Below are 16,904 nucleotides of genomic sequence, written 5' to 3' on the forward strand. Positions count from 1 at the left end.
TTTCTTCATCCGTTGCCGGAATTTGTGCTTGATGGTTAATCTTCTTACAAGTTGGGCGGAATGTCCAACCTCACGAATTTCTCATGGGCCATCTCGATATGTTTCCACGCTTGAGTATTTAGGAAAGGGCCATGTCCGGGATAGAGCGCGTCTATCTTCAAGCCGTGAAGCCGCGCTATCGACCTCGCATAGTCTTGAATGACGCAGTCCCATGTGTTTTGCAGAACAATCTTACCTCCGGCAAAAATAACATCCCCGGAAAACAAGCTCTGTTTTCCTTCCTTTTCCCATAAATAACTGACATGGCCGCGGGAATGTCCCGGGGTATCGATCACGCGAAAGGTAACGCTGCCTATTCGGAGCTCATCCCCATCCTGAACCGTCCCTGCAACCGGGCAGGCGGGATAGGAGAAGTCTCTGGCGTAAACCCCGGCTTCTATCGCCTGATTCAAGCTGGTCTTGTCCCGATCCCCCTGTTCCAGCCACGGAGCCGCTTCTTCGGACACGATCACTTTCCAGCCATAAGTATTCTGGAAATAGAACGCTCCGGCAGCGTGATCCCCATGAACATGGGTAAGCAGAATGTGGGTGATCCGTTCAAGCGGAATACCGCTCTGTTCAATATTGGAAAGGATAGCCTGCGGCCGGACTCCCCCTCCGGCATCGATGAGCACAGCTTCCTCGCCGCAATCCACGAGGTAAACATTGCAGTCCTTCAAATCGCTGAGCTGCATGCCGAATTGGCCGCTGCCCACGAGATACAGATTATCGCTGATCTTCATCCGCTTCCTCCTCGCCTGCTATTTCTTTCTCACAACTTACGGTACATAGGCGACGCACTCGATTTCCACACACATTCCCGGCGGGAATTTCACGATCTCCACCGTGCTTCGGGCCGGGGGTTCAGCAGCGAAGACCTTGCCGTAAGCTTCGTTGTATTCTTGAAATCTGTCAAGTTCATTTATAAATGAAAGGACTTTGACTACATGCTCCAGGGAAGTGCCGGACGCTTCCAGAATTTCAGATATATAATGCAGAACTAGCTCTGTCTGCCGTTTCATGTCGCCGGGATACAGCACCTCGCCTGTAACTAAATCAAACGGACAAATCCCCGATACATAGACCATGTCCCCGAGACGAACCGCTTGTGAATAAGCTCCTGAAGGGACCGGCGCTTTATCGGTTCTGATGATTTGTTTTCTCACATGGCATCACCTCCTTGGCGACTTTCCGAACTGACGGGCAAGCTCCTTGTAAAACTCGGCCGCCAGTTCTACTTCATCCATAGGTACCCATTCCTCATCCGTATGTGCCTGCTGGATGGAGCCGGGGCCGAATACGATGCTCGGAATCCCCTTCCTCTGCTGAAGCTTGCTGGCATCGCTGCCATAAGAAGCGCCGCATAATGCGGTGTTGGTCCCCAATCGTCCGGCTGCCGCAAGGGCGCTTCTCACAACCTCGGATTCAGGCGGAGTATCCAATGCTTCATCCAGCAGCAGTTCATGAATGGCAAATTGTACATTTTGCCCATGCAGGAAAGCGGCCAACTCCTTCCTGATTTCGTTCAGTACTATATCCGGCCGTTCCCCGGGAATGAGCCTGCGGTCCACTTTAATCACACACTGATCGGGGACGATGTTAATTTGGCTGCCTCCATGAATCGTTCCTACCGATAAAGTGGGTGCGCCGCACAGCGGATGAACCTTGCGTTCAAGGTCCCCCTTGGACCTCTCGAGATACTCCATCACCTTCATCATATCGGTAATAGCATTTCGGCCTTCCCATGGCACCGAGCTGTGCGCAGCCTTACCCAACGTTTCCACTTCAAATCGGACACAGCCTTTATGAGCGATAACAATATCCAGATTGGTCGGTTCACCAACCACAGCCCCCTGGATGGGCAGATCCAGGTCCATGAATGCCAGCAGCCCGCGGTAGGCATGCTCCTCATCTACCGATGCGCACATAAGCAGATCGGCCTGCAGCTCTTCCCGATGCAGTGAGAAATATTCCATCGTATGAAGCATAGCTGCAAGCGCTCCCTTAGTATCGCAGGCCCCACGCCCGTAGAGGCGGTTTCCTTCACGCCTTGGCTGCAGCGGATTAGGCATCCCCCCAGGGATACGGTGTCCATATGGGCTTCGAACAGCAAGGTCCGCTGGGGATGACCGGTCTTTAATTCAATGATGAGGTTATCCCGGTTCGGCAGAACCGGCTGCCGATATACGGACAAGCCGGCGGCTCTGCAGCGCTGCTCAATGAATCGGGACAGCTCCATCTCTCCTTCCGCTCCTTCTTCATAAGCCGGGTTTACGGAGGGAATAGCAATCATTGCTTCCAGCAGCTCCAGCACTTCGGTTTGTTTGTCTGCCTCCACTTATACGCCCTCACTTCGTTCCATGATTTATTTATCCAACCGGGGCTTTGTCATCAGGAAGCAATTGGCCTAGGGCGGCCAAGGGCTTGGCTTGAGCGATCTTGGGGCCCCATTCCAGCAGCCATTCCCAGGGAAGGCTCTCGCCTCCGACAATGTAAGCGACCCTTTCCTTGGAGGCAAATTCCTCTCCCAGATCGGCTTCGAATTGTTTGCGGTATTCGTTAATCACCATCGGAATGTAATACTCTCCAATGGCCACCCCCGTCCAGGTATGCTCCTTCGAATCGAAATAATTTTCTTTGATCATCCGGTAATCCTCCTCGGCAGCGGCCAGAGCCTTCCGGGCAAAATGACGGAGCAGCTCCCGATTTTCCGGCATGTTCTTCTTGGCCTCCAAATAATGGTTGTAGGCGATTCCGGCTTCAGCGACTGCTTTCATGCGCAGCGCCATCAAATGAGTTGCCGAGGCACATTCTTGCTGTAGGCTGGTTAGACTGGAGCTTTGCAGAATGGCCTCCAGCGCGGCGATAACCGCTGCAGCCGAATCGAGGCATTGCTCCAAATACAACCGGCCCTCAGGTCCGATGTATTTGTTAGGCATGAATGGAAATGAAGGAAGCTCCGCACAAATTTGGGTTTCGTGAATACATGGAATTGTCCGGATGATGCGCTCGTAGGCAGGCCCATGCTCCGTACCGAACAGATGCCGGCTCGCCACGGCCAGGAACTCGTCTTGATCGAGCCTGCGGCTGTTCCACCCGTATTGGGCCGTTGCGAGGAAGTACAGCTCGTGACCGTACCACTCAAAGCCATAGCCGTTGATTCCCTTGCAGCCTGCATTGGCCGCCCCCTGAAACTGGGCGATGTCATTACGCAGGTGTTGAAAAGCGTAATTGCTGAGCTCTTCGGGGAACGTATCGGGAATCAGATAAGGGATTCTTCCTAGACTGGCGGCGAATCCGCTGCCTTCGCAGTTGCGAGAATAGATTCGTTCTCTTCCGAAAATATTGACCCACTTGATAAATTCCCGGTCGTCATCCTCCAAACCGGGTGCCCAGAACAGATTGACCTTGGGCGGAAGGAGAGACGCCCATCGCTTGAGTGCATCCGGCTCTTTAACAATCGGCGGTTCACGCAGCCACCTTACGCCGACGAGTGTATCCGGGTTAAGCACCCGGACATAATCCTTCAATAAATCGACAGAAACCTGGTGCTTGGCATCGTTGGGCGGCAAATGTCCGTAGGTGTTCCGGCAGGCGGAGCATTGGCAGAACCACTGCACCTCCTCGCTTTCCTCGAAGACAAGGCCGTTAAAGCCGAGACTTTCGATTTGCTTTACGCTTGCGATCAAGTACTGCCTTACCTCTGCCTTGGAAGGGCATAGCGCATCATAATTGTTCACATGCCCGGATTCCTTCAACTCTTCGGAAAGGACCGCCCTCATTTCCGGATGACGGACAGCATATCCTCCGCTGTATGAGTTGAGACCGATATAGGCGTATACGTCAATCCCTCGCCTGTTGGCATATTCGATAACTTCAGACAGGAAGGGCTGGAGCAGGTTGGGATGAGTAAACGAAACCTCCATCCACTGGCCTGTCTCTTTACACCAGGTCTGAACGGGCAGGTCCCTTAGAACGGTTTCCGGATATTCGGGAAACTCAAACGGCCAGAAGCCGTACATGACAACATTCAGCGCGTTCACTTTATGCCGGAAGCACCAATCGATAAAGGCTTTCCACTTCTCCCCGTTCCACAACTGCATGCCGAAGCCGGCTCTGGCATAGCCCGCATACCAGGTCAAGGTAGGAGAAATCACCCGTTTTTCCACATCGGGGCCATCCAGCATTTGCAAGCATGGGATGGTTTGCCTGCCGCTTTTGCCGATCATTTGGGTCAGCGTCGTCAGTCCGTACAAGGCTCCCTGAGCGGTAAGGGCAGCCAGTCGGATCCCATCTTGCTTCACAGCCAACACATACGATTGCTCCGGGACAGGACAGCCATTCAGCCGGCCGGCCTCTTCTTCGGTTAATTCCTCTTTCAGCGCAAATCGCAAATCGCACGATTCACCTTGCGATAACCATTCGGTCCCTTCTGCTCCGGCTTCCGTTAATTCCGCTGCTATGATGTCTTGAACCTTCGTAAGACTCTGTGGGACGAACACCTTCCAGCGAGATGCCGGCAGGGTGTATTCCCCGGGGAGCGACCCGGTCTCTTTAGGAGTAGGGAACAGAATGAACTTCTCTTCAAGGTTAACGTTCACTAAAGCTCAGCCTCCTCTAGGTATTCTTTAATCACTTTAAGTACTCATCCACGTTCTTGGCGGTAACGGGAACATAGTCGATCAATTCTTTCTTCTCGAATTTTTCCCCTTTGATCAGACCTACCGCTACTTCAACCGCCCGTTTGCCCTCTGCCGTCACATTATCCAATACCGTTGCCGCCAAACGCCCTTCTTTGACCGCTTTCAGGGCATCCGGTATACCATCAATTCCCATGACCACTATGTCTTTCCCTGCTGCTTCCACTGCCTGCAGCGCCCCCATCGCCATCTCGTCATTCTGGGCAGCGATCGCATCGATCTCGGGGAAACGCTGCAGCCAGTCTTCCGTTATTCTCATTGCCTCATCACGATTCCAGTTTGCCGTTTGCTGAGTTATCAGCTTAATATCCGGATACTTGTCGAATAGAGCTTCCTGAAGTCCCTGCCCCCTGGTAATCTCTGCGGAGTGGCCAATCTGCCCCTGCAGCAAGGCGACATTGCCTTTGCCGCCCAAGACCTCCGCAAGCATTTCTCCCATAAAAATACCGGACTGTTTGGGATCCGTACCGACAAATACGTCATAATTTTCATTCTTCGTAAATGTAATAACCTCTACCAGGGGAATGCCGGCCCCCTTTACCTGATCCACAGCAGGACCCAGGCCTACAAAGTCAACCGTATTCAAAATGACGGCATCCACTTTTTGCGTGACCAGGTTATCGACCTGGCTAAGCTGGGTTTCAATTTTATCCTGGCTGTCCATGACGAGCAGTTCGACATTGAGCTCCTTCGCTTTGTCCTGCATAGCTTCCACAAGAGCTTTAATAAACTCGTGCGATAATCCCTGGGCAGCAACGCCGATTCGGTATTTTGCATCCGATCCGCCGCCTTCCTTCCCGGTTCCCCCTTCACTCTGCGGCGGATTCCCGCAGCCGGCCAAACTTATACATAAGATAACAAGCAAACCTAGGATTCTGTTTTTCCAAGCGCTTCTGTTCATCTTCTGCACCCTCCATTATTGGGTTTTATTTTTTGGCTCTTTGGTCCAAGATGACTGCTCCTGCAATAATCACCCCTTTAATAATCTGCTGATAATAGGAAGACACATCCATCAAGTTCAAACCGTTATTGATAACCCCGATGATCAGCACTCCAACGACCGTGCCCGTCAATGTGCCGACACCCCCGAACAGACTGGTGCCTCCGATAACTACAGCGGCAATCGCATCAAGCTCGTACCCCAGGCCGCTATTAGGCTGACCGGAACTGATTCGGGAGGCCAGCAAGATTCCGGCCAGTCCGGCCAGGAGACCATTCAGCACATAAACCGAAATTTTGGCCTTCGTTACATTCACTCCCGATATTCTGGCCGCATTCTCGTTTCCCCCTATCGCATACACATACCTCCCGAACTTGGTTTTCGTTAACAGAACTCCAAAAATGATGCATACGCTTACAAAGATGACAACCGGTGTCGGTATGGGGCCGATATAACCTTGACCCAGCGTCAGAAACGGCTTGGATTCAATGACGATCGGCCGGCCGTTGGTATAAATCAGGGCGATTCCTCTCGCAATCGTCATCATCGCCAACGTTGCCACGAAAGGAGCCACGTTGAGCTTGGCCGTCATTGTCCCGCTGACTCCGGACAACGCTCCCGAAGCCAGCATTCCGGCAGCAACGGCCAGGAGGACATAATCGGGATTCATCTGAACAATACTCGCCGCAATAACCGCGGACACGGCCATCAATGAACCAATGGACAAATCAATCCCGCCGGTTAATATAATAAAAGTCATCCCCACGGCCAGTATTCCTATAATGGATACCTGGCGCAGCACGTTCATCATGTTGTTCCAGGTCAGGAAAGCATCGGAGATGGAGCTCAGCACCAGCACCATCAGAAGCAGGATGATAATAATACCGTATTTTCTCATCAGATCCGCCGAATGCTTGCTTTTCCAAGCCTTGAAAATACTTCTGTCGTTTACTTCCGCCGTCAATTTAGACAATTCCGTCCCCTCCTATTGCACATTCCAATATTTCCTCCTGAGTCACCCGATCTCTCCAAAATTCGCCCTTGATCCTCCCCTCCCCCATGACCAGAATCCGATCGCTCATCCCCATTATTTCCGGCAGTTCCGACGACACCATGACAATGCACATCCCCTGACAGGCAAATTCCGAAATAAGCCGATAAATTTCCGCCTTGGCCTTTACATCGATTCCCCGGGTCGGTTCATCAAGGATAAGCACTTTGGGACGGTTAATCAGCCATTTGGCCAATACCACTTTCTGCTGATTTCCTCCGCTAAGGAAGGAAACCTGCTGGCCTAAGCCGCTCGCTTTAATGGATATCTCTTTCATCATCAATTCACAGAGCCGTTTCTCCTCCCTGGAGCGGACAAATCCGCTGCGGGCAACTTTATGAAGATTCGCCAGGGAGATGTTCTCCCTTATTGAGCGGCTTAGAACAAGGCCCTGCTCCTTCCGGTCCTCGGTAACCATGGCCATGCCCAAGGCGATGGCATCGATCGGACGGCGAATGGAAGCCTTCACGCCGTCTATCCATATCTCCCCGGAATCAGCCCTGTCGATCCCGAACACGGCTCTCATGACTTCGCTCCGCCCCGCGCCCATTAATCCGGCAATACCAAGAATTTCTCCCCTGTGCACCTGAAAGCTGATCTCTTCAAACACCCCTTTCCTCGTAAGGCCTCTGACCTCAAGAACCGGCTCACCTATTGCGGCCTCTGTTTTTGGAAAAATACTGGTCAAGGGCCGGCCTACCATCATCGTGATCAAGCTTTCCTTGGTCAGATTGGAAATCGGCTCCGTTCCGATATACTCCCCGTCTCTCAAAACCGTAACCCGATCCGCCAAAGCAAAAATTTCTTCCATTCGGTGGGAAATATAAATGACGGGAACCCCTTCCTGCTTGATTCGCTTAATAACTGCAAACAGAGTCTGCACTTCTTCATCCGATAACGCGGAGGTAGGTTCATCCATAATAATCAGCTTGGCATCATAAGTAAGCGCTTTAATAATTTCGAGCATTTGCTTCTGGGCTACATTCAATTCTTTCACTTTCTGATTCGGAGTCAGGCTCAGATGGTATTCCTGCAGCAAGCGCTCCGTATCTTCATGAATCCTTCTGCGATTGACGAAGGGCAAGTAAGAATACCTGCTTTCTCGGCCAAGAAATAAATTTTCGGCAATCGTCATCTCGGGAATGGGGTTCAATTCTTGATGGATCATCGCAATCCCCATATCGAGTGCAGCTTTAGGACTGCCGATCGTCACCCGCTCCCCCTGAAAGTAAATCTCTCCTTCATCAGGCTTTACCAATCCGGTCAGCACTTTCATCAATGTAGATTTGCCTGCGCCATTCTCCCCCATCAAAGCGTGAACCTCGCCTTTTCTAATTTGAAGGTTAGCTGACGAAAGCGCTTTAATTCCAAAGTAAGATTTAGTGATTCCTTTCATTTCAAGCAGTATCTCATCCATCCTGGAGCCTCCTTATCGGCTGAATCCTGTTTGAGGCCGGGTTCCGACGAAGACGAGCAGCCGGTTTAAAACCAGGCCTGCTCATCATGCTCAATGACCCCTTCCTGAAGCTGAACGTACTCTCCATAAGAGCGATAAATATGCCTTCTCATCGTTTTCTCGGCATGTTCCGGATTTCTTGACGCCAAGGCCTCCACCAGCTCCTGGTGCTGTTCTACCTCCTTGCGCTTGGTCGATTCCCGGCCAAGAATCCGGTTGACCATGGAAATTTGGAAAGATATCGAATCGTAAGTCTGAATCAAACGGGAATGGTTGGAAAGCCTCATAATCGTCTGATGAATGTGCAGGGAGTCGCTTAACAAAGAGTCGACGGCAGGGTCTTCCTCCTTCCGCTTCATTTCTTCATAAAACTGCTTAAGGGAATCGATATCCTCCTCCGATGCGTTAAGGGTAGCTAGACGAATGGCCATCCCTTCCGTCACCGCTCTCAAGGAATAAATCTCATAGACGTCTTTCTGATCGAAGGTTCTTACCATCGGTCCCTTGTTGGGTACAACAATGAGAATTCCTTCTCCGCATAGCTGGCGGATGGCTTCCCTGACCGGGGTTTGGCTGATCCCCAGATCTTTGGCCACTCTCGTTTCCACTATGCGGTCTCCCATATTCAATTCACCGTCTAAAATCAACTGCTTAATATGATCGACCAAATCCTGGCTAATGCTCTGCTTATCCATAAAAAACTGTTTATTTCTCATAACGCTCATCCAATCACCTGCTCTGACAAGATTAATGGTTGCTTTGTTAATAAAGCCGATAAAGTTAACAGTTCAAGACCAATGTTCGGATTATATATTATGGATTATATATAATATATAATTTTGGTGCAACATATTTATTTTCTAAAGAATAGAAAAAGAGCGTCGGCGCGAACGTCAAAAAGCCCCCACCCTACGATGGGAGCCGCAATATGGAGATTAAGAGATTAGCTGTATTTGACCGTACCTCATAAGGACAAGAGAATGTCGCAGCGGGCTAACGGACACTGTGAGGCTTATTGGCAACGTTGGCCTTTTTGAAAAAAACGGGGCTCACTGACCTGAATTGACTGATTTCCGGGCTTGTATACGTATCGAAAACACCAATTAAACATCAACGGTGTCCGTTACAATCAAAGAGACATCCTACGAGACCTATTCTATTAAAGGACCCCGGAGGATTGGCGATTAATGGTGTACAACCAAAGATCATGCGAAAATCCTGCACGGTTTGGTTTTAACGGAACCCAGAGACCTTAATCGCACTAAAAAGGGCCTCTCGGTCATTTTAACGGAACCAGATGACCTTATTCCCAAGAAATGCTCGCGAAAGTAGAAGAATTCTAAGCAATAAGCGCAACTGTTTCCGTTAGTCTAAAAAAACCGCCTATTTTGACGAAATAAGGTCTCCCAGATCCGTTACGTTTTCGCTCTTGGACTTTTCACTAGTCAACATCCTGTTGAACGCCTTTCCCACTATGAATCGACAGTCTCCCCAAGTCCGTTACATTTCGCTTTCTCCATTACCGGTTTCATTGATTACCAATTGGACTTTTCACTAGCACAACATCCTGTTCTACACCTTTCCCATAATGAATCGACAGCCTCCCCAGGTCCGTAACTTTGCAAAAGCTGCTCCATAAGGGATCAGCGGCTTACCTCCTTCTTGGCTATATTTTTGGTCAGGTGATGGATTCATTAAGTTCGAATTGGATAATTTCGTAGAATAATATGGCTACTGCTTGATTAGTTCATCCATTTCGGCGGCCATTTCCATCTGGATCTCCGTGGCTCGGACAAGCCTCTCCAATAACGCTTCGGCCGCGGAACCCGCAGATCGTTCCTCCTCCGGCTTATTGACCTCCTCCGTGACCTTCCTCAGAAGCTTCGGGACCTCCCAAACAGAGCGTGCGGCGCAGGAAATGTTGAAGCCCAGGCGGATGTCTCGCTCGTCCCCATTCCACCCCAATTGACGCATTCCTTCTATGTATGAACCTATAAAAAGCTCCCGATATTCGTCCAGGCATTCGATAGGCGCACTTCCTCTGCTCATCGTCAGTCCGTAAAAACGGCCCAGGTCTTCCCCGATGCCGGATAAACTCGCAAACTGCCAATCTATTACCCTAAGCCGGGCCTGACCGGCAGCATCGCGAGTGATCATCAGATTACTTTCATAGAAATCTTGATGGGCCATCGTTCTTGGCAGACGTTCTACAGCTTGAAGCCAGTTGTCCATCTGATGATTCACCCGCTCAAACTGCTCCACAATCCGCTCCAGCCGTTTGTCCTTCCCGCGTATCTCCGCAGAAGCTAGCGATGGCCGCGGCTGATATTTTCTGCACTCGTTGATCCAGGAGCGCAGCCAGGCCCGGTTAAGCCAAGGCTCCACCGGAAGCGGCTCCCCAAGGCAGAATGCCGCCTGGAATCGCCCAAGCTCCGCAGCCGCGAATGCGTAGTCTTCTTTTTGCCAGACCGGTTGTGTATGTTCCCCGATATCTTCTAACCACAGCCAGAGGGAACCGTCCGGCTTATTCTCAACCGCATAACAAACAGGAGTATGCAGTTCGCCCGGCAACCGCTCCAGCAGCCCGGACGAATACACCAGCGCTTCTCTCTTCCAGTAATTATAGTGTGCCGGATCATCCCGATCCGGGTCGGGACGCAGTCGCTTGACCACCATAGACCACGACACGGTCCCTGCGCCCGCCTTCGAGGTGCCCTTCACCCGGTAAACCCCGTCAGTAACAAAATTCCCGGCCCCCGCCCCTATAGGCGTACCTGTCCATGTTTCCATTTTCCCATCTATGCCGGCAGCGCGGTTGGCAGCGTACTCCAACACTTCTACATTCAAATCATGCCGTTTGTCAATCTCCCGGGTTTGCCCCACCTCGTCATCCCTCCAGGAAGGAAAAATAGGATCATTTTCCCTGTACTTTTTCTATTCATCTTACCGAACATATTTTCGCCCGACAAGTATTTTTTATTAATGGCCGGGGAAATGAAATTACAGAAAACACTTGATTGAAATATAAATATGCGATATATTGCATATTAAATATTGAAGGAGAGAGAGCCATGCCCATTCCCAGCAATTTTTCAAAACCTATTCGATTGTCTGCCAAAGAACGGGCTTTGTCGCAAATTCAGAGATGGATTATTGACGGTACGCTGCAGCCCGGGGAGAAATTGATGGACGCGGAATTGGCGGAAGCGCTCGGCGTCAGCCGGACCCCGGTCAGAGAAGCCCTGCAGCTTCTGGAGGTTCAAGGACTAGTGGAAATGCATCCGGGGAAGGATACGAGAGTAACGGCTATTCAGAAGGACGACATTCTCAAGATGTATCCAACCCTTGCTTCTTTGCATTCCTTGGCGGTCGAACAAGCCTGTCCGCATATTCTGCCGGAGCATCTTGAGCAGTTAAGAGAGTTCAACCGGCAGTTTGCCGCGGCGATTGATCATGGTCAGCCCTATCAGGCGATGGAATATGACGAGCTTTTCCATAACTTCCTGGTGGAGATGTCGGACAATCCCTATATTTCTTCTTTCAGCTCCTATCTGCAAAATCATATCCGCCGGTTCAAGTATGTTTTCCTGCAGCAGCCCGAGCCCTCTACTCATTCCTCCGTGCAAGAGCATGCCGGCATCATTGAAGCTTTGGAACGCAAGGATTCGGACACGGCCGCGGCCATTATGAAACAGAATCTGTTAAGACCTATGCGAGAGCTGTATGAATGGATTTCATCCCAAAACAAGGAGTGATGTATGATGTCAGAACAGCGGGATTTGAGGATTCGCAGCAAGGTAATCAGTGAAGGGGTTAACCGCGTGCCCAACCGGGCGATGCTTCGCGCGGTCGGCTTTCAGGATGAGGATTTCCGCAAGCCGATGATCGGCGTCGTCAGTGCCTGGAGCGAAGTAACCCCATGCAATATTCATCTCGATGAATTAGCGCGGGAAGCCAAGCAGGGGGCCCGGCTGAACGGAGGGGCTCCGCTTATTTTCAACACGATAACGGTATCGGATGGAATTTCTATGGGGCATGAGGGCATGCTGTTCTCTCTGCCCAGCCGTGAAGCGATAGCCGATTCTATTGAAATCGTAACAGGAGCGGAACGCTTCGACGGCCTAGTCGCCATCGGAGGCTGCGACAAGAATACTCCGGCTTGTCTGATGGCGATAGGCCGCTTGAACCTGCCGGCCATCTATGTGTATGGAGGTACCATTCAACCGGGAAAGCTGGATGGCAAGGAGATCGACATCGTCTCCGCGTTCGAGGCGGTAGGACAGCACCAGGCGGGCAACTTGGATGATCAGACACTGCATCGGATTGAATGCCATGCTTGTCCGGGAGCGGGAGCTTGTGGAGGGATGTACACCGCCAACACGATGGCGGCCGCAGCCGAAGCAATGGGCATGAGCCTGCCGGGTTCATCCTCCACGGCCGCTATATCCCCCCATAAGGCCGTTGAATGCGCGGAGGCCGGGAAACAGGTGATCCGGCTGCTGGAGCGAAACATACGGCCCCGGGATATCATGACCAAGGAAGCGTTCGAGAACGCCATCACTTTGGTGATGGCCCTTGGAGGCTCTACCAATGCTTTCCTCCACCTGATGGCTATCGCCCATTCGGTTCAGGTTGATCTGAGCCTGGACGATTTTGAGCGAATCCGGCGGAGGGTCCCCCATCTGGCGGATCTGAAGCCAAGCGGAAAATATGCGATGCAGGATCTCAGCGATGCCGGAGGAGTCCCGGGCGTCATGAAGCTGCTTCTGGAGAAAGGGCTGCTTCATGGCGATTGCCTGACGATTACAGGGCAGACCTTGGCCGAGAATCTCGCATCCGCCCCTCCGTTGAAGGAAAATCAGACCGTCATCCGGCCCTTTGACAATCCGATCAAACCCGAAGGCCCCTTGGTCGTGCTGAAAGGAAATCTGGCCCCCGAAGGAGCTGTGGCCAAGATGTCCGGGCTCAAGAAGCTTCGCTTCTCCGGTCCGGCCCGCGTCTTCGACAGTGAGGAGGAAGCCACTCGGGCAATTATGCAGGATGAAATCCGCCCGGGGGATGTGCTGGTCATCCGATATGCGGGGCCCAAAGGCGGGCCGGGCATGCCCGAGATGCTTTCGGTGACGGCCATGATTGTCGGCAAAGGGCTGGGCAGCGAGGTGGCTCTGCTCACCGATGGAAGATTCTCCGGAGGGTCGCACGGCTTCGTCGTCGGGCACATTGCGCCCGAAGCCCAGGTAGGCGGCCCTATCGCTTTACTGCAGGATGGAGACCTCATTACGATTGACAGCGAAACGCAGGAGATTCACTTCGATGTCACGGCTGAGGAATTGGAAGCAAGAGCGAAAAGCTGGGTGAAGCCCCCGCTCAAATTCACCTCCGGCGCACTGGCCAAATATGCCCGGCTGGTCTCCTCGGCTTCCAGAGGGGCCGTAACCGACCTTGACCTTTCCGAATAAGGCGCGGCTGCGGATTGACCTGGTTAATTATTAAAGCCGCTTACCTTTAAGCTGATTTAGAAAAAGCCCTGAACCGGATTTTCGGATTCGGGGCTTTTTTGCTATGGAGTGCGTTATGTGAGATATTCCGCTGATATCCAGGGAGAATGGCGCCCTTTCCGGCATTGATGTCTGCCTTGGAAACTGGAGATTCTTGCTGCAATAATTCATCCAATTTCATCATCTGGTGGCGCGCCCCGCAGCGGGTTGTGCATCTAACTCGATTTCTTCCAGCTAGTTTGCCCCTTTAGGGGCGAAAATCAGAATCTACCTTGAAAATCCGTCTATTTTACCGTCTGCAGGCATCGTTGCAAGCGGGCGGCACGTCTAACTGTATTTTGTACAGGTAGATTCAAGCGAATGGGCGAAAATGATCAAACTAACTGGATAAACTACAGTTAAAATGGGCAACTTTGAGCGAAACGGCTGTTTTGGAGCAAACTAGCTGTAGGTTTTCCAGTTAGTTTCCATATCTCTTCCGAATATAGAAATCTAACTGTATGAAATCCATTTAGTTTTCAAATTTCACACTATTGAAGGTAGTACCAAGAAATTTGTATAAGCTAGTAGGTTACCTATCGAATGCGATGGATTCTATTATTGCAGCATTCTAGTCATATTGGGCCTGATTGCATGACAGGCTCGGATTTACTTTGTTCCGCGAACCGGAATCAAAACAACGCCGCCCCTGCTTCTACTGGTCAGGCTTCCCGCTTCTTCTCCGGAATAATCAGGTTCAGGACAACCGTTGCCAGCGCCCCGACAGCGATTCCCGAGGACAGGACATAATTGGCGAAATCCGGCAAGCCCTGCAGAACCTCCTTGGGGAGAACGGTAACGGCGACGGTCAGCAGGATGGGAACACCGATAATCAGCATATTCCGCTCGTTGATCGATATGTGCTGAATGACCTTCATTCCGTTCGTCAGCACGGCGATCGCGACGATGCCGAAGATGCCGTTAATGACCGGCTCCGGCACACAGGTGATAAGCGCCGACAGCTTCGGCAGCAGGCCTAAGCATACGAGCAGGACTCCGCCTGCCATAATAGCCATCCGGCTGGCGACCCCGGTCACCGCAATCAGGCCCGCATTGGAGGAATAGCCGGTCATCGGAGTGCTGCCGACCAAGGCTCCGACGAAGCAGCCGAGTCCTTCCCCGCCCGCGGCGCGGTTCAGCCGTTCCTCCGTCAGCTCCTTGCCGGTAACCGACGAGACGACGAACCAGGTTCCGGTCGTTTCTATCAGAATAATGAGATAAACAAAAACCATGGTCAGCATGGCGCTCCAGTCAAAAACCGGGGTACCGAACGGAAACAGCTTCGGCAGGGAGAACCAGTTCGCCGCCAGGACCGGGCTAAAATCGACCTTGCCGAAGAACGAAGCGGTAATGGTGCCGACGATAATCGCAACGATAACGGAGACCAGACGGAAGAAGGTGCCTGTCCCGCTCATCTTGCGCCCCAGCAATATACATACGCCCAACGCCCCGGCGGATACGGCGGCAATCAGAACATTGTCCCCGATGCTGCCGGGAGACCCATAAATATTGTTAGCAGCTATGGGCATCAGCGAAATCCCGACGACAACGATCACCGTGCCGCCGACGATTGGCGGAATGATTTTGCGCACCGCTTTGGCAAACAGCTTGAGCGGGTAACCGAGCACGGCAATAAGCAGCGCCCCGGGAATCAGACTCCCCGTCACGGCTCCGAGTCCCAGCTTGCTCCCGATAGCCCCAATCGCTCCGATGGGGACATACGATGGGCCCTGGACTACCGGCAGCTTGATGCCGAAGCCCACCTGAATCAATGTGGCAATCCCCGTCGCAAAGAAGCACATTTGGATAAAAAAGGAAGTATTGACCGAATCGAAGGACAATAGCCCCGCAATAATGATCGGGGCTATATACAAGTCCATGGCCAATACATGCTGCAGGCCCAGCAACAAGGCCTTGCCGTAACCGATTTTTTCGTCGACGCCTACAATCAGATGAATACTATCGTCCTGCTTCCCCTGTTTCACGTGTTAGTCCCCCATCACTATATTTTCCCGAATGATTATGTCCATATTATAGTTGAATGTTGCTGAATTGCAAATAAAAACTTACATTTTACTCAAAGCATATTTCAAATGTTCGCCTTTTCGTTGACTTTCCGTATATACACGCCTATAATGGTACGCAAGAGAATTCAATCGATTTTTTACAGAGAAAGGATGTCTATCCGCATGTTGGTTCAGGACCCCGTATTGCACCGGGAATGGATCGCCGTCTGCCGTTCTTCCGATGTTCAGGACAAGCCTGTACAGGTTACATTAATGGGCGAGCGTATCGTCGTATTCCGTACGGAAACCGGCATTCACGCTTTCAAAGATCTGTGTATCCACCGCGGAGCCGCATTATCGCTTGGATGTGTGCGCAACGGCAACCTCGTCTGCCCCTATCACGCTTGGGAATATGACCCCTCGGGCGCCTGCGTCAAAATTCCGCAATTGCCGGAGACGCAAGCCATTCCGACCAAAGCGAAGGCCATCGCCTACGGCTGCCGAGAGCGCTATGGTTTCGTCTGGGTGAATCTCGGCGGAGAAGACGCCGGGATGTTTTCGCTTCCGGAATTCGATGATCCGGCATTCCGCAATGTGATTTGGGGACCGCAGGAAGTGAACGCCAAACCGCCGCGGGTGATTGAGAATTTCCTGGATGTGGGCCATCTGGCTGTTGTTCACGAAGGCTATCTCGGTGTCGAGACTCATAGAGAAATCGGCGATTATCGCGTTCACAAGACAGAGAACGGCTGCATCCGTTCGGACGAAATCGCCATCTTCCAGCCCGATCCCGACGGAACCGGGCAGGCGAAGCACGTCTACTATACCTACGAAGTACTGCGGCCTTTATCGGTCAAATTCACCAAGCGGGATGAAGAGAACGGCAACCTGATGTCGATCCTGCTGACGGTGCTGCCGCTCACGGAGACGAAGTCTGTCGCGTTCGGCGTAATGTCCTTCAACTATGAAACGGATTTAACCGATGAAGAGATGGTTAAGTTTCAGGATATGATTTTTGCACAGGACAAGCCGATCGTGGAAAATCAGAAGCCCGAGGACCTTCCGCTCGATCTTCAGATAGAACTGTCGCTCAAGAGCGACCGGATGAGCATCGCGTATAGGCAGTACTTAACCGAACTCGGTGTCACCCATGGAACTGCGTAGATAATTACCAA

14 protein-coding genes are annotated in these 16,904 nt (G+C 51.7%); 3 read left to right on the forward strand and 11 right to left on the reverse strand.

Translation table 11 applies throughout. The features are described from left to right. Positions 1-44: 44 nt before the first annotated feature. The 9 genes from FS806_RS15060 to FS806_RS15100 form a co-directional block, all read right to left on the reverse strand. Positions 45-782, reverse strand: a complete 738-nt coding sequence (locus FS806_RS15060; RefSeq protein WP_144938093.1) for an MBL fold metallo-hydrolase — start codon at positions 780-782, stop codon at positions 45-47. A gap of 36 nt (positions 783-818) precedes the next feature. After that, positions 819-1,205: a RidA family protein gene (locus FS806_RS15065; RefSeq protein ID WP_144938096.1), complete on the reverse strand. Its 387-nt coding sequence runs from the start codon at positions 1,203-1,205 to the stop codon at positions 819-821. A 6-nt stretch (positions 1,206-1,211) separates the two neighbouring features. Continuing rightward, positions 1,212-2,111: a M20 family metallopeptidase gene (locus tag FS806_RS15070; RefSeq protein ID WP_144938099.1), complete on the reverse strand. Its 900-nt coding sequence runs from the start codon at positions 2,109-2,111 to the stop codon at positions 1,212-1,214. Between the two features lie 297 nt (positions 2,112-2,408). Beyond that, on the reverse strand, positions 2,409-4,640 hold the full coding sequence (locus FS806_RS15075) for a glycoside hydrolase family 20 zincin-like fold domain-containing protein (RefSeq protein WP_144938102.1): 2,232 nt from the start codon (positions 4,638-4,640) through the stop codon (positions 2,409-2,411). A gap of 31 nt (positions 4,641-4,671) precedes the next feature. Further along, entirely contained in the window at positions 4,672-5,640 is a 969-nt protein-coding gene (locus FS806_RS15080) for a substrate-binding domain-containing protein (protein ID WP_144938105.1), read from the reverse strand. Between the two features lie 25 nt (positions 5,641-5,665). After that, positions 5,666-6,652, reverse strand: coding sequence for an ABC transporter permease (locus FS806_RS15085; protein ID WP_144938108.1), 987 nt, complete (start codon positions 6,650-6,652; stop codon positions 5,666-5,668). After that, positions 6,645-8,147, reverse strand: coding sequence for a sugar ABC transporter ATP-binding protein (locus FS806_RS15090; protein ID WP_144938111.1), 1,503 nt, complete (start codon positions 8,145-8,147; stop codon positions 6,645-6,647). Before FS806_RS15090 ends, FS806_RS15085 begins: the two co-directional genes overlap by 8 nt. 65 nt (positions 8,148-8,212) lie before the next feature. Then, positions 8,213-8,911, reverse strand: coding sequence for a GntR family transcriptional regulator (locus FS806_RS15095; protein WP_144938114.1), 699 nt, complete (start codon positions 8,909-8,911; stop codon positions 8,213-8,215). Positions 8,912-9,917: 1,006 nt separating this feature from the next. Next, positions 9,918-11,069, reverse strand: a complete 1,152-nt coding sequence (locus FS806_RS15100; protein WP_144938117.1) for an oxidoreductase family protein — start codon at positions 11,067-11,069, stop codon at positions 9,918-9,920. Between the two features lie 188 nt (positions 11,070-11,257). Between FS806_RS15100 and FS806_RS15105 the strand changes: the two genes are divergently transcribed. Together FS806_RS15105 and ilvD are read left to right on the forward strand one after the other, a co-directional pair. Next, entirely contained in the window at positions 11,258-11,941 is a 684-nt protein-coding gene (locus tag FS806_RS15105) for a GntR family transcriptional regulator (RefSeq protein ID WP_144938120.1), read from the forward strand. A gap of 6 nt (positions 11,942-11,947) precedes the next feature. Further along, the gene (gene ilvD / locus FS806_RS15110; protein ID WP_144938123.1) at positions 11,948-13,645 is read left to right on the forward strand and encodes a dihydroxy-acid dehydratase; all 1,698 of its coding nucleotides are present in this window, start codon (positions 11,948-11,950) and stop codon (positions 13,643-13,645) included. A 46-nt stretch (positions 13,646-13,691) separates the two neighbouring features. Here the strand turns inward: ilvD and FS806_RS25780 are convergent, their stop codons facing one another. After that, positions 13,692-13,868 carry a hypothetical protein gene (locus FS806_RS25780; protein WP_186328377.1) on the reverse strand — a complete coding sequence of 59 codons (177 nt, stop codon included), beginning with the start codon at positions 13,866-13,868 and terminating at the stop codon, positions 13,692-13,694. 517 nt (positions 13,869-14,385) lie between these two features. Next, complete coding sequence (locus FS806_RS15115; protein WP_144938125.1) at positions 14,386-15,708, reverse strand: uracil-xanthine permease family protein; 1,323 nt, start codon at positions 15,706-15,708, stop codon at positions 14,386-14,388. 204 nt (positions 15,709-15,912) lie between these two features. On the opposite strand from FS806_RS15115, the gene FS806_RS15120 reads away from it, so the two are divergent. After that, a complete protein-coding gene (locus FS806_RS15120; RefSeq protein WP_144938128.1) occupies positions 15,913-16,893 on the forward strand; it encodes an aromatic ring-hydroxylating dioxygenase subunit alpha in 981 nt (326 codons plus the stop codon). Positions 16,894-16,904 lie beyond the last annotated feature (11 nt).

Source organism: Paenibacillus sp. 32O-W (genome assembly GCF_007679495.1).
Taxonomy (GTDB): Bacteria; Bacillota; Bacilli; order Paenibacillales; family NBRC-103111; genus Paenibacillus_L; species Paenibacillus_L residui.

Coding starts and splice junctions, on each gene's coding strand:
- FS806_RS15105 (WP_144938120.1), top strand. CDS start 11,258: ATGCCCATTCCCAGCAATTTTTCAAAACCTATTCGATTGTCTGCCAAA.
- FS806_RS15120 (WP_144938128.1), top strand. CDS start 15,913: ATGTTGGTTCAGGACCCCGTATTGCACCGGGAATGGATCGCCGTCTGC.
- ilvD (WP_144938123.1), top strand. CDS start 11,948: ATGTCAGAACAGCGGGATTTGAGGATTCGCAGCAAGGTAATCAGTGAA.
- FS806_RS15095 (WP_144938114.1), bottom strand. CDS start 8,911: ATGAGCGTTATGAGAAATAAACAGTTTTTTATGGATAAGCAGAGCATT.
- FS806_RS25780 (WP_186328377.1), bottom strand. CDS start 13,868: ATGATGAAATTGGATGAATTATTGCAGCAAGAATCTCCAGTTTCCAAG.
- FS806_RS15090 (WP_144938111.1), bottom strand. CDS start 8,147: ATGGATGAGATACTGCTTGAAATGAAAGGAATCACTAAATCTTACTTT.
- FS806_RS15060 (WP_144938093.1), bottom strand. CDS start 782: ATGAAGATCAGCGATAATCTGTATCTCGTGGGCAGCGGCCAATTCGGC.
- FS806_RS15080 (WP_144938105.1), bottom strand. CDS start 5,640: ATGAACAGAAGCGCTTGGAAAAACAGAATCCTAGGTTTGCTTGTTATC.
- FS806_RS15070 (WP_144938099.1), bottom strand. CDS start 2,111: ATGCCTAATCCGCTGCAGCCAAGGCGTGAAGGAAACCGCCTCTACGGG.